Source organism: Vibrio japonicus (assembly GCF_024582835.1).
GTDB classification, from domain to species: Bacteria; Pseudomonadota; Gammaproteobacteria; order Enterobacterales; family Vibrionaceae; genus Vibrio; species Vibrio japonicus.
Map to the genome: position 1 here is coordinate 1135357 of NZ_CP102096.1, position 14016 is coordinate 1149372.

A 14016-nucleotide genomic window follows, 5' to 3' on the forward strand; every position below is an offset into this window, starting at 1 on the left:
GTTCAGAATTTTGACTTGATAGGCAGTAGGTTGCCTCTGCGCTCTACTGCCATTAGTAATTAAAAAGAAGGTTTATTATGAAAAAAACACTATTAGCGCTTGCTCTTGTTGGCGCATCAGCAACAGCTTCTGCGGACTCTTGGATTTATGGTAGTGCAAGTGTCGGTCAAGCTGATTTTAGTGGTGAGACGGCTTCATCTTACAATGTGCACGTAGGTACCGGTATTCTTCCGTTTATCGGCCTAGAAGCTGGTTACCAATCATTTGGTGAGTTTGACGGCGTTAACTACAAGAATCAAAAGTTAAACCTAGATGGTTCAACATTCTATGCAGCGGCAAAACCAAGCATCGACTTCGGTCCTCTTCACATCTATGCAAAAGCAGGTCTGCACTCTTACAAGCTGGAAGACAGCTCAGCAGGTTTTAAAGAAGATGATATCGATACAATGTACGGTGTAGGTGCAGAATACTTTATCATGGGCCCAATCTCTTTAGGTGCATCGTACAATGTATTTACAATGGATGATGAAGACGTAGAGAACTTTTCAGTTAACGCATCATTCCACTTCTTATAATTTTATAAGATAGACGAATAATCAAAACCACTCGCTTATGTCGAGTGGTTTTTTTGTGGTTTGTTTCAACGAGAAGTGACGAAAGGTTGCATGACACTCTGCAATGACTTTGTGTTAGCGCACTTGCTATACAAAGTGTGATGTTAGTCTCACCTTGGTGTTTTCTGACAATTCGTGCATTCAAACGAATCGATAGGCCTTATGTTCTTTTTGTCTGTGACATCTTTCTTTTTACCTATTTAAAGGGTGTTTTAGTCGACTTACGCCAGAGAATAACCTAGTTATATGCAACTGTCTGTTACTCCCTTTTAATTGCTAAAATTCCTCGCTATTTATTTAGAGGAATTCCAGTAATGAGCCAACACCGTCAGGACAACTCCAGAGAACCATATCCACGCATCGGCTGGGTAAGTGAAGTCCACTCAGATCAAACTCGCGTTAAAGTTGATTTTCATGGCAACACAGTGGGTCAGCCTGTCTGGGCGGCGATTGGCCGTGCATTTACCAAATCGGACATCGAATTGGCGATTGATAATCAATTGGATTGCAGAATTGACTTTCTTGCTGGGGATCTCAGCCTACCTATTCTCGTTGATATCTATAGTTCATTGCTTGACGAAGAGTTGCTCGTCCTCAGAGCTAAAAACATGGTTATTCAAGGCGATGAAAGCATCATTCTCCGTTCTGGAGAAGCTCAAGTATCAATGACAGCCAAAAACGGCACCATCAAAACGACCGCTCAACACATCAACACGTCGGCGGATAAGTTGCACAAAATTCAAGCCACTAAAGTCCGATTAAACTGAGTTAGAGAGAACACAGCATGGCATCAACAATAGGCGCAAACGGGTTAAGTTTCGTTCATAAAGGTTCTGGTGGCGAAGCGAATGCTTCTGTGCCAGATGTTTGTTTAACTAAAGTAGGCAAGCCTGTTGTGCCTATCCCTTATGGCAATAACGCCAAATCTTCAGATCTCGTTGATGGTTCAACCAGCGTCACGGCGGATGGTGGTAACTGTATTGCGCTGCAAGGAAGTAAGTTTTCTACCAGTACTGGTGATGAAGGTGGCGACAAAAAAGGCATCAGCTCTGGCACGATTCAAGGTGAAGCTCAATTTGTCACGTCTTCTTCGAATGTCATAATTGAAGGCCGAGGTGTTGCCCGCCAAAGTGATCAAATGACCATGAACAATGCCAACACTATGTGTTTTGGGGTACAAAATCCGCCTTTCTCGGTTGAAGAAGAGCTAGAAGAAATTTTTATTATGGATGTTTGTGTTCGTCATCCAAATGGTCAACGACTGGTTAATGCGCCCTTTAAACTAACCGATGAACAAGGCGCGACCGTTTATGAAAACAAGCTTGATGGGCGAGGCCGTGGTGGGGCAGACTCACTCAAATCAGGCAAAGTGAAACTGATGGTGGAAGAGAGTCAAGACGAATTTGTCGTTACCCCTGTGCGTCGAGAAAACCCTCACCATGTTGAACGCCTCTCCGATGATGCCTTTTTTGATATTGCCACCAAAGGGCAACGTGGTTTTTGGCAACCCACAAGAATCGAAACGATTGGCACACCTTGGGGAAGTATCGGTCAAACTCTAAGTAGCGATGTTTACTTTCAAGACATGGTGAAAGCGGAAACCACCCAACACTTCACCCATTTTCATCCAGAGACCACATTTGATGTGTCGAAAACCTGTGATGCCATTATCGGCAACGTTGATCAACCTCTGCCGCATACCACAGAAGCCCTACTGTCGTACACAATGCCGCAAGTGTTAGAGGAAGGGGAACTACTGTCGGTTTTACTTCGCTTAGCGCCTCACGAAACCACAGACCGAATGCTGGCGTACATGCGAGAACGAGGTAAAGGCAATCCACAAACCTATCTGGCGAATTACAATTGGCAAGCTGCAGAAAAGACCATCAATGAAGAGCTAGATTCACTGCTTAATAAAATCCAAGGCCGTTTAAACTTCTTGCGTGGTGAAGCAAGCAAGCTGCAATACGCTTACTTATCCGATGAAGTGTTTGATAAACATATTGATACTTTAAGTGCTTATATGAAGCAGTTGCCTGATCTGACTTCTGATGTATTTATCAAGATGCAAAGTAAGGCGGCTGCACTTCTTGCCAATACCGATAATGTGAAGGTGATTAAAGCCGCAGATGACACTCATTCTATTGAAAGCGAGTCCATTGAAGCGGTAGTGAACACCACCAAAACCATTGACACGGTGGAGCCTTTCATGAACGAAGTGGCGGGCGTGATTGAAAACGTTATTCCAATCTACCCAGTTCGATACGGCTACGCGAATTTCTTTGATGAGGTGATGCCTGCTCAGGCGCCACCGAGCATGTCGGAGATGACGGCTGCATCAGGACTGAAGGAAACTGGTGGTTACTTACTGAGACTGCTTCGAGAGGGTTGGATATACATTAAGGAAGAAAGTGAGGAAGAGAACCGACCTTTCCACATCTTCAAATACGCCCAAACCCAAACTGCAACTGGTGTGCTTGAGAAGTTTGAGAAGTACTTCTTCACCAATGAAGAGAACGCACAAGATGGCTTAACGCTCGATACCTCATCTGGCTCGACCTTCTATCCCTTTGCATTTGTAACCGCCAACACGAAAAAAATCTCCATCGCGTACTCAGAGCATGAGTGGTCGGCGGCCATCATTGACAAAATGAACGGTGATAAAGACTTACGTAAAAAATCCATGCAGCAAGTGGATTTAAGTTCGCCGCAAACGGAGTTTAGCCAAGAGGCGACGCAAGAGAACCTCAGTGCTTTGGTTGAGGATTATCGTAATAACGATGAAAAATGGTTGGCAGACAAAGACAGCGCGAAACCGATGCCCCATGGCCTTGATTTGGCAACCACTACACTAAGTTATCACCTTGCTGCTGAAGGTGTGGTTGAAACCATGCAAAAAAGCCATAGCGAGCATAAAGACGGCACTTTGGTGGCTTTGTTTGATCCTACTGGACGTCAGCGGGATATCTCCAAAGTCATCTCGAAAAATGTCGCTGAGCAGCAAGCCTATGTAAGTGTCAACCAATACCCATTGACGATTGGTCAGTATGCACAGTCGTGTCTTGAAAGCGACATTCCTGAAGTTAAACAAGCAGCAGAAGAGAACCTTGATACGGAAAGACTCCCACTATTTTTGAAAGCTTACCAAAGAGAAATCAGCACGAAAAAGACGGAACGCAAGAAATTGCTTGCTCTAATGGACTATTTTGTTGCGGGTAAAGGCGCTGAAGATGAGGTTGGTTCTCTAACTTGCTATCTAAGACACTACTTTGATATTCGTCAGCAAGGAATTATCGATCCTGCTGCTGAGATGGGTAAATTGCTGTTCCTTCTTGGCTCGCTTTTTGAAGGCGTTACCGCAAGTGAAGAAGGTATTGAAAGCATGGATAGATGGGTTGGTGAAGCCTTTTATACAGAAGAACTCACCTCATTAGATAAGGTGTGGGGGATTTCTCTAAAAGCCATTCAGATGGTATTTCTTCAACCTCAAGAACAAATAAATTGGCACCATGCTGTTCCTCCAGTATTAACTTCTATAGGCAATTATTTAGCCCGCATACAAGCTGAGTTCACTTATGGCACTAAGTTACTAGGAAATTCTGGGTTAGAGTGTTTTTACAGATCAACCTTACCATCATTATTTGATGCCTTGTTAGGAGTTCGGTTTACTGGGAATCGACTAAACGTGGCTCTGGATGACATCGAAAACTTAATCTATAAACAAACGGGTCAAACGAATTCAACCAAATCGAACGTGCAATTTGGAGAAAAACTTCTCAATTGGTCTGAAATGAAAGCAAACCGAGCAGAGCAACGTATTTTCGAATTACTGGAAGCTGAACCAACAACATCAGCGCCTGAATGGCTCAAAAAACTGGCCGATAAGCTTCCCACAAAAACACTTCTGCACTTCGCTCAAGAAAGTGCTGGCTTAGGACTGACCTATTGGTCGTATCAAGCAAATGTGAACACCATAAATGATCTTTTGGCTCAAACACAGTTCGATACACTTGATCCCGTCAATGATGACAAAGAATATGCGTATCGTACGGTGAAAATGTTGTCCACGCTCGCGGCGATTACCGCAGACAGTATTACTCTTAGCCAGTACAGTGCTAAAGGGGTAAATGTTGCAGCACGTGGAACTGAGAGGGCACTTCTTGCTCTTCAAAAGCAGTTACCGAATATGAGTAAGCAGTTAGCTGAAAAGCTCGGAGTACGCAGTTTACAAGCTTACAGTCAGCGTCTAGATACGCGTCTAGCGGCAGCGCCTATAAAAGGACTTGTTGTCGGTGCAAACGTAGCAATGGCATTTATTTACTTCTGGGATGTTTTTACTAGTTATAGGTCAGGCAATAAACAAGCTTCTCTGGGCTATCTGACTGGTGGCGTCTCCAGTCTATTGATTGCCCTTTCTGTCATCGAGGGCCCTGTTGGAGTCATATTATTAGTCGTTGGTCTTGCTGGCCTCCTATTTAGCGCATATCAAATCGACCGATTTGGCAAAAATAGTTTTGAAAACTTGCTCTACAGCTCTTTCTGGGGGACCAGTAAGTATTATCCGTTTTGGAGTGATTTTAAGAAGCAAGAAGACATTGATACTGTTCAAGAGAGGATAGATGTTATCGCCGCTGCGGTATCTGATAACAACAAGGCTGTGACATCTGATAACATTAAGTACTTTGATGCCGCATTGAACATCGAGTCGCAGGAGTTTTTAAACTATTTTTACGCACCAAAACTCACTATCGTAGACAGCAGTATTCGTCCTTATGGCTCAGTGCCATATCGATACAAGTTCAGTTACGTATTCGTCTTACCGGATTTTAAAATGAATGTATCTCAACTGCATGGCTCGATTTATCGTGAACTTGATGATGCCAAATACGCGGCTTACTCAGTACCTGAGCCCGATAAGGCCATGACCGAAACTTTCAGGAGTGCGCTGGTGGCAGCATTTGAAGATAAGGCGTTATGTATCGCCAAAGAAGACGGTCTGCATGTCACGGTCAATGTCGAGTTTTCGCATCCGGCTCGTCTGATCTGGTGTTATGAACCGACACCAAACACTGTTGTGCCAAAACGCTATTTAACCAGCAGCGGCTACATAAGCACGAGTCAAATAGGTATGCTTGATGAAAAACCAAACACAACACCTTGGGGAAAATAAATGAATCGCGGCTCTAAAGGAATATTCACAACAAAAGCGCAACCTTTTTCAAAATGGTGGACGCAATTTCGAGCAGAAGTGATCGTTGTCCCGATGAAAGACCCGCTCGAGCCGTTTATGACGGTCAATGATAATCTGTTGACGTTACGGACTGGTTATCATACTCGTCGAAATACCATTGTCGTGCCATGGATGCTGATGCTAACCGTATTGACCCTGTATTTTATCTACGATTCTCGCTACCAATATGATTTTGAAGCTCACAAGGCTCAGGCAGCTCGTATGATTGAAAGCTATAAAGAAGACAAAGCCAGATACATAAGCTACCTTTCCGACGCTCAAAAGGAAGGAGATAAAGAAGAAGAGGAAATTTTTCGGCGTGGGATAGCTCTCGCAGATAATTCTATTAAAGGTTTCAGTATCTATTTTGAGCAAGACGGCGATGTGACATTGTTTACTCATATGAGAGCGCTTAAGCAACTTGGAGAGCTAGATCATTTCCTTTTCGGTATTGGCCTTTTTTCCTTCATGGGCGCTTTATCTTTAGGTATGTGGTTGCTTTTCTTACTCAAACCTCAAGACGCGGAAGTTTACTTTGATCGAAACAGACAAATTGTCTATTCGTGGCGTCATGGGAGAGTTGGAGCGGCATCATTTGACAAAATGGGAATATTAGAAAATCACCTTGGCTTAAATATCGTATTGCAATTTGAGAACAAAAACCAAACGGGCTACCGACCAATGGGGATCATGGGTATTGATATTGGTAAGCTTTCTTTTCATCGAGAAGGCGATATGACTTATCCATTAGCTCAAATCTTAGCGTTTATGGAACATGGCAAAGAAGCGGTTATTACAGGAGAGTCATTTAGAAGGGAGCCAGCAAAATACTTCTTACGTAAGGATAAAAAGCCGGATAACTTTGAACAACGTGTTGAAGCGGCTCTTGCCGCTCAAGGTGACCTAGTTTCTCACTACCAAACGAATCGGGTGAGAGGCCATGCGATTTAGTGTGATAAATAAATGAATCGAGGTTTTAAAGGAATATTAAAAGAGAGCACCAGCAACCATCACCTTATTTGTGTAACCAACACCGGTAGCCAACGATTCAGTTTACTTACGTGGCAACAGAAACAATGAAAAGAGCAAATAGCCAAGGTTTCTTGGTCAGATACCAATACCCAAAAAGACTCAGTAAATGGCGAGAGTCTTTTGCTTCCCAATTTAAGCCGATTCAGCCAGCTCATGATCCGTTAGAACCTTTTATGGCGGTGACTGATGATGTTTTGTCTGTGCGTGATGCGAGGCATGGTTTACGATTTGCGTACCTTTTACCTTTGGTTATTGGGCTTTGGGTTTTGTCGTTCTTTTTTATTGGTAAGCTAGGGTCAAATACAGCTTCTATTCATACTGGAGAAGAAAAGCTTGCTAAGTATCAAAAAATGGAAGCTCAAGGTTTACCATTTAGTGAATATCACAAAGAGGATTATAAATACTATAAACTAATGTTTGAAAATGATGGTGAGTATTCTCTCATTGGTTATACAAAAGCAGTTCTTGCTCATGGTACGGAGACGCAGCGTAAGTTTCTTATCTCTGATTCTGTCATAGCGGGTGTGGTGTTATCTCTAACTTTGTTCTTTACGATCTTTTTCATCAAATCCCCAAAGCCTGCGCATATATATTTCGACAGAAAGCGTGGCCTTGTTTACACCTGGTTTTTTGGACGACTGGCGGCTTGCCGTTTCGAGAATTTGGGGTTCTTAGAGCGTAAAACGGGACTGCTTCTCTATTTTTATTGTGAAAACAAAAAGGGTAAAGGTGGTTATGACGTGGTTCCTGTGACTGTTCAGCCGACAGGAAAAGTGAATCTCAATTCAGGAAGAGATAATGACTACTTCTTTGCTCAAGTGTTTAATTTTATGGACAATGGAAAGAGCGCGGTAATAACAGGCGAGAGCTTCCATAGACCAGAGTCGAAAACGTACTTTTTTATCGATAAAAAGCCAGAGCCATTTGAAGAACGATTAGAGAAGTTGCTAGAGCATGAGCACGTGCTTCCCGACCTCTATGCGAATCTAAAAGTAGTCAATTAACAGGTATTAATGGCCATCGGTGTGTTGGCTGTGAATCAAACTCAATGATAGAAAAAAGAAATAAGAGCGGCTCTTTTGGGCTGCTTCAACGCGCTAGAAAATTCGTAGAGCTACGCGAGTGGCTCAATGATCGCGTCACACTTGATACCTATAACGATCCTCTGAACTCGATTATGTTGGTGGACGATACTACGCTTTCCGTGGCTTCCCCTATGCATTCCATGCGATTTGTATACATCACTCCTTTGGTATTAGCGCTTTGGGGATTGCTGTTTTATGTTGCAAGTGACTTTCTACCGAGTAATAGTGAGGTAACATTTGCCAATAGAATGATTGAACGTAAACAAGAGTTCATCGAAGCGGGGCGTTCCTTCGATAATACTGATTTTCTTTATTACGAATCTTTAGTTGGTAAAGATGGGAAAAGCTCCTTATTTGAGTATTTACATACCGTAAAAGAGTACAGTAGTGAACGTTATAGAAGTAAGGTTTTTTGGCATATAGTAATTATTTTTTCATTACTAGCTTTATCTATATGTGGAACCATTGCCTTTTTTCGCTTACCGAGGGTTGCTGACCTTTATTTCGACCGCCAGCGTCAGATTGTTTACACATGGCGTTGGGGGAAAGTGGCCGCTTGTCACTTCGATAACCTTGGTTACCGTGAAAGCAGCTATGGACTTGATTTTATATTGTACAGTGAACACAAGAAAAAACAGTTCTGGCCGGCGAGGTTTGGGTTTCAGCCGACAGGACGTGCGCATTTCAACAATGAAAGTGACAATACGGAGCTCATGGCTCAAATTTTTGCCTTTATGGATAAAGGTAAAAGCGCAGTGATTAAGGGTGAACGATTTGTCCGGCCTCAGCCAAAATATTACTTTTATATCGATGAGAAGCCTGAGAACTTTGAGCGGCGAGTACAGGAAATATTGGGAAGAGATCACGAATTGCCAGATTTGTATACGCAACATCTAATTTGAGAAATCTGTGTTAATTAAAAGTAGGCCAGCGATTCTGTTGGCTTTGATTACAAAAGAACAATGAAAAGAGCAAACAGTCAGGGCTTCTTAGTCAGGTACCAATACCCACAAAGGCTCAGTAAATGGCGGGAGTCCTTTGCTTCCCAATTTAAGCCGATACAGCCAGTTCATGATCCGTTAGAGCCTTTTATGATGGTGACCGATGATGTCCTGACTGTACGTGATGCGAGGCATGGTTTACGATTTGCCTACCTTTTGCCTTTAGTACTTGGCTTATGGGTTCTATCCTTTGTTTTTATTGAGCGTGTCGGTCCTCATCCAGATGAGATAGCCTATGCTAAAGAAAGTATTTCATATTATGAAATGAAAGAGAGTGAAGGCCTTCCATATGACAAGCAATTCTACGCTTATTCAAAAGCACTTTTTAGCGAAAATGGTGACTACTCTTTTGGGAACTATCTTAATGCAGTAGCTAATTACAGTTCTCAAACCTATAGAGAATCTGTGTATTTTAATGTTGCTATTTCTTTGATTGCAATCTCCCTTGCTGTATGTACCACAGTCTTTTTTATCAAATCCCCAAAGCCTGCGCATATATACTTCGACCGAAAGCGTGGCCTTGTTTACACCTGGTTTTTTGGACGATTGGCGGCTTGCCGTTTCGAGAATTTAGGGTTCTTAGAGCGGAAAACGGGACTACTTCTCTACTTTTATTGTGAAAACAAAAAGGGTAAAGGTGGTTATGACGTGGTTCCTGTGACCGTTCAGCCGACAGGGAAAGTGCACCTCAATTCAGAAAGAGATAATGACTACTTCTTCGCTCAAGTGTTTAATTTTATGGACAACGGCAAGAGTGCGGTAATAACAGGCGAGAGCTTCCATAGACCGGAATCGAAAACGTACTTTTTCATCGATAAAAGGCCGGAGCCATTTGAAGAACGATTAGAGAAGTTGCTAGAGCATGAGCACGTGCTTCCCGACCTCTATGCGAATCTAAAAGTAGTGAATTAACAGGTATTAATGGCCATCGGTGTGTTGGCTTTAAATCAAACTCAATGATAGAAAAAAGAAATAAGAGCGGCTCTATTGGGCTGCTGCAACGCGCTAGAAGATTTGTAGAGCTACGCGAGTGGCTCAATGATCGCGTCACTCTTGATACCTATAACGATCCTCTGAACTCGATTATGTTGGTGGACGATACTAGGCTTTCCGTGGCTTCCCCTATGCATTCCATGCGATTTGTATACATCGCTCCTTTTGTGTTGGCATTTTGGGGACTGTTCATTTATGTCACTAGTGGCTTGTGGCCAAGTGACACTGAGATAGCATCTGCCAATAGAATGGTTGAGAGAAAGCAAGAGTTCATCGACGCCGGGCGCTCTTTCGATAGTACAGATTTTATTTACTACGAATCTTTAGTTGGTGAAGAGGGAAAGAGCTCATTATTTAAGCGCTTAAATGCCGTAAATAATTATGGTGGGGAGTATCAAAAAGAAATTTTACATGAAAACATAATAATTTCTTTCATGTTGTTGATTATTTCTATCGCAGGCACCGTAGCTTTCTTTCGATTACCGAGAGTTGCTGATATTTATTTCGATAGGCAACGTCAGATTGTTTACACATGGCGTTGGGGGAAAGTGGCCGCTTGTCACTTCGATAACCTTGGTTACCGTGAAAGCAGCTATGGACTTGATTTTATATTGTACAGTGAACACAAGAAAAAACAGTTCTGGCCGGCTAGGTTTGGGCTTCAGCCGACAGGACGTGCGCATTTCAACAATGAAAGTGACAATACGGAGCTCATGGCTCAAATTTTTGCCTTTATGGATAAAGGCAAAAGCGCAGTGATTAAGGGTGAACGATTTGTCCGGCCTCAGCCAAAATATTACTTTTATATCGATGAGAAGCCTGAGAACTTTGATCTGCGGGTACAGGAAATATTGAGAAGAGACCATGAATTGCCAGATTTGTATACGCAACATCTAATTTGAGAAATCTGTGTTGATTAAAAGTAGGCCAGCGACTCTGTTGGCTTTGATTACAAAAGAACAATGAAAAGAACAAACAGCCAAGGCTTTTTAGTCAGATACCAATACCCACAAAGGCTCAGTAAATGGCGGGAGTCCTTTGCTTCCCAATTTAAGCTGATACAGCCAGCTCATGATCCGTTAGAGCCTTTTATGACGGTGACGGATGATGTCCTGACTGTGCGTGATGCTAGGCATGGTTTGCGATTTGCCTACCTTTTGCCTTTGGTTATTGGGTTATGGATTTTGTCTTGTGCTTTTATTGGGGATTTAGGACCAAACTCTGCATCAGTGTCTTATGGGAGAGATAAATTAGCTGAATATCAAGCTAAAGATACAAAAGATTTTTATTTTGATGATTATCACAATAGGCGGTATTCCTATTATCGAATGATGTTTGATGATGACGGAAGCTATTCTTTCTTAAGCTATAGCAAAGCTATTTTTACTTATGGCAGAGAGTCACAAAAAAAGTCTCTGATTTCAGACGTTGTTATCGCTAGCGTGATACTGTCATTAACCTTATTCTTTACGGTGTTTTTTATCAAATCCCCAAAGCCTGCGCATATATATTTCGACAGAAAGCGTGGCCTTGTTTACACCTGGTTTTTTGGACGATTGGCGGCTTGCCGTTTCGAGAATTTAGGGTTCTTAGAGCGGAAAACGGGATTACTTCTCTATTTTTATTGTGAAAACAAAAAGCGTAAAGGTGGTTATGACGTGGTTCCTGTGACCGTTCAGCCGACAGGAAAAGTGCATCTCAATTCAGAAAGAGATAATGACTACTTCTTCGCTCAATTGTTTAATTTTATGGACAATGGAAAGAGCGCGGTAATAACAGGCGAGAGCTTCCATAGACCGGAATCGAAAACGTACTTTTTTATCGATAAAAGACCGGAGCCATTTGAAGAACGATTAGAGAAGTTGCTAGAGCACGAGCACGTGCTTCCCGACCTCTATGCGAATCTAAAAGTAGTGAATTAACAGGTATTAATGGCCCTCGGTGTGTTGGCTTTAAATCAGATATATCAACAATAGCCAAATGAGTATGTTTGATGAATAACCAAACACCACACCTTGGGGAAAATAAATGAAACGTCGATTTTGGGGCATATTTACCACCAAAGCCCAGCCTTTTTCCAAGTGGTGGCAGGAGTTTCGCTCTGAGGTAATTGTCATTCCTATGGAAGACCCTCTCGATCCTATAGTATCGGTAGATGATAAGGTGCTGACCGTACGAACAGGCTATCATAACCGGCGCGATACGATCCTTATTCCGCTGATGTTGCTGTTTAGCTTTTTTTCGATTTATATGCTTAATGATTGGCTGCCTGATTTTGAAAGTAAGCAGGAATATGCACATGAAATGCTGGAATATGTTGAGCAGCAGAGGGCGTTGAGAGACCCATCGTACAGAACTGATGATATTGAAAAGCGTGCCAGTGCGCTGCTTAATGAAAATGGTGAGGTGACATGGGCAACTTATTTAAGGGCTAAGGAAATTGAAGGCGAGCTTGGTTATTTTCTTACTGGCTTTCTTCTGTTATGTTTTTTTTTGTTACCGAGCATTGCTATGTGGCTCATTTTCTTTCTAAAACCCAGAGATGCCGAAGTCTACTTTGACCGCCAACGCCAAATTGTATATAGCTGGCGCCATGGCCGAGTGGGCGCGGCCTACTTTGATAAAATGGGGCTGATTGAGAACCAAGTTGGTATTAATATCGTGTTGCAGTTTGAAAACAAAAAGCAGAAGGGCTATCGCCCGATGGCGATTGTCGGTATTGATACTGGTAAGCTCGCTTTTCATACCGAAGCAGATACCACCTACCCATTAGCGCAAATCCTTGCGTTTATGGATCATGGCAAAGAAGCAGTCATCACAGTGCCGTCATTTAAGCGTAAACCTGCAAAGCTATTTTGGCGAGTGGATCCTAAGCCAGACAACTTTGAAGCGCGTGTAGATGCAGCGCTGAAGGCTGAAGGGGATTTAGTCCATCACTACCAAACCCACAGGCCAAAAGGGCATGCGATTTAGTGTGATAAATAAATGAATCGCGGGTCTAAAGGAATATTCACAACAAAAGCGCAACCTTTTTCAAAATGGTGGGCGCAATTTCGAGCTGAAGTGATTGTTGTCCCGATGAAAGACCCGCTCGAACCGTTTATGACGGTCAATGATAATCTGTTGACGTTAAGGACTGGCTATCATACTCGCCGAAATACCATTGTCTTGCCATGGATGCTGATGCTAACCGTATTGACCCTGTATTTTTTCTACGATTCTCGCTACCAATATGATTTTGAAGCTCACAAGGCTCGAGCTGAGCGTATGATTGAATTTCACCAAGATAGAAAAAATAAATACGAACGCTGGGTTATAGACTTTCAGAAAGAAGGGCGAAAAGATGATGAGAGCTACTATCGTGGAAGAGTCGCTGATGAAGATAAACAAATTAAAGCCTTTAGCATCTATTTTGAGCAAGACGGTGACGTCACATTGTTTACTCATATTAGAGCGCTTAAGCAACTTGGGAAGCTAGATCATTTCCTTTTCGGTATTGGCCTTTTTTCCTTCATGGGCGCTTTATCTTTAGGTATGTGGTTGCTTTTCTTGCTAAAACCGCAAGACGCGGAAGTTTACTTTGATCGAAACAGGCAAATTGTCTACTCGTGGCGACATGGAAGGGTTGGAGCGGCGTCATTTGACAAAATGGGAATATTAGAAAATCACCTTGGCTTAAATATCGTATTGCAATTTGAGAACAAAAACCAAACGGGCTACTGGCCAATGGGGATCATGGGTATTGATATTGGTAAGCTTTCTTTTCATCGAGAAGGCGATATGACTTATCCATTAGCTCAAATCTTAGCGTTTATGGAACATGGCAAAGAGGCGGTTATTACAGGAGAGTCATTTAGAAGGGAGCCAGCAAAATACTTCTTACGTAAGGATAAAAAGCCGGATAACTTTGAACAACGTGTTGAAGCGGCTCTTGCCGCTCAAGGTGACCTAGTTTCTCACTACCAAACGAATCGGGTAAGAGGCCATGCGATTTAGTGTGATAAATAAATGAATCGCGGCTCTAAAGGAATATTAAAAGAGAGCACCAGCAACCATCACCT

The 14016-nt window shown here is 42.6% G+C and carries 11 protein-coding genes; all 11 read left to right on the top strand.

Annotated elements, in window-relative coordinates; all coding sequences use genetic code 11:
- The first annotated feature begins 77 nt into the window (after nucleotides 1–77).
- Nucleotides 78–575, top strand: coding sequence for a porin family protein (locus NP165_RS05435; protein WP_257085298.1), 498 nt, complete (start codon nucleotides 78–80; stop codon nucleotides 573–575).
- Between the two features lie 353 nt (nucleotides 576–928).
- Nucleotides 929–1381, top strand: coding sequence for a hypothetical protein (locus NP165_RS05440; RefSeq protein WP_257085299.1), 453 nt, complete (start codon nucleotides 929–931; stop codon nucleotides 1379–1381).
- Between the two features lie 17 nt (nucleotides 1382–1398).
- A complete protein-coding gene (locus NP165_RS05445; protein WP_257085300.1) occupies nucleotides 1399–5784 on the top strand; it encodes a PAAR-like domain-containing protein in 4386 nt (1461 codons plus the stop codon).
- Nucleotides 5785–6795 (top strand): hypothetical protein, encoded by a 1011-nt coding sequence (locus tag NP165_RS05450; RefSeq protein ID WP_257085301.1) that lies wholly within the window; start codon nucleotides 5785–5787, stop codon nucleotides 6793–6795.
- A 125-nt stretch (nucleotides 6796–6920) separates the two neighbouring features.
- Nucleotides 6921–7880, top strand: a complete 960-nt coding sequence (locus NP165_RS05455) for a hypothetical protein (RefSeq protein WP_257085302.1) — start codon at nucleotides 6921–6923, stop codon at nucleotides 7878–7880.
- Between the two features lie 44 nt (nucleotides 7881–7924).
- Nucleotides 7925–8863, top strand: coding sequence for a hypothetical protein (locus NP165_RS05460; RefSeq protein ID WP_257085303.1), 939 nt, complete (start codon nucleotides 7925–7927; stop codon nucleotides 8861–8863).
- Between the two features lie 60 nt (nucleotides 8864–8923).
- Nucleotides 8924–9874, top strand: a complete 951-nt coding sequence (locus NP165_RS05465; RefSeq protein WP_257085304.1) for a hypothetical protein — start codon at nucleotides 8924–8926, stop codon at nucleotides 9872–9874.
- Nucleotides 9875–9918: 44 nt separating this feature from the next.
- Nucleotides 9919–10857, top strand: a complete 939-nt coding sequence (locus tag NP165_RS05470) for a hypothetical protein (RefSeq protein WP_257085306.1) — start codon at nucleotides 9919–9921, stop codon at nucleotides 10855–10857.
- Between the two features lie 60 nt (nucleotides 10858–10917).
- Nucleotides 10918–11877, top strand: coding sequence for a hypothetical protein (locus NP165_RS05475; protein ID WP_257085307.1), 960 nt, complete (start codon nucleotides 10918–10920; stop codon nucleotides 11875–11877).
- A gap of 106 nt (nucleotides 11878–11983) precedes the next feature.
- Complete coding sequence (locus NP165_RS05480) at nucleotides 11984–12928, top strand: hypothetical protein (protein ID WP_257085308.1); 945 nt, start codon at nucleotides 11984–11986, stop codon at nucleotides 12926–12928.
- 12 nt (nucleotides 12929–12940) lie between these two features.
- Nucleotides 12941–13951: a hypothetical protein gene (locus tag NP165_RS05485; protein WP_257085309.1), complete on the top strand. Its 1011-nt coding sequence runs from the start codon at nucleotides 12941–12943 to the stop codon at nucleotides 13949–13951.
- The last annotated feature ends 65 nt before the right edge of the window (nucleotides 13952–14016 follow it).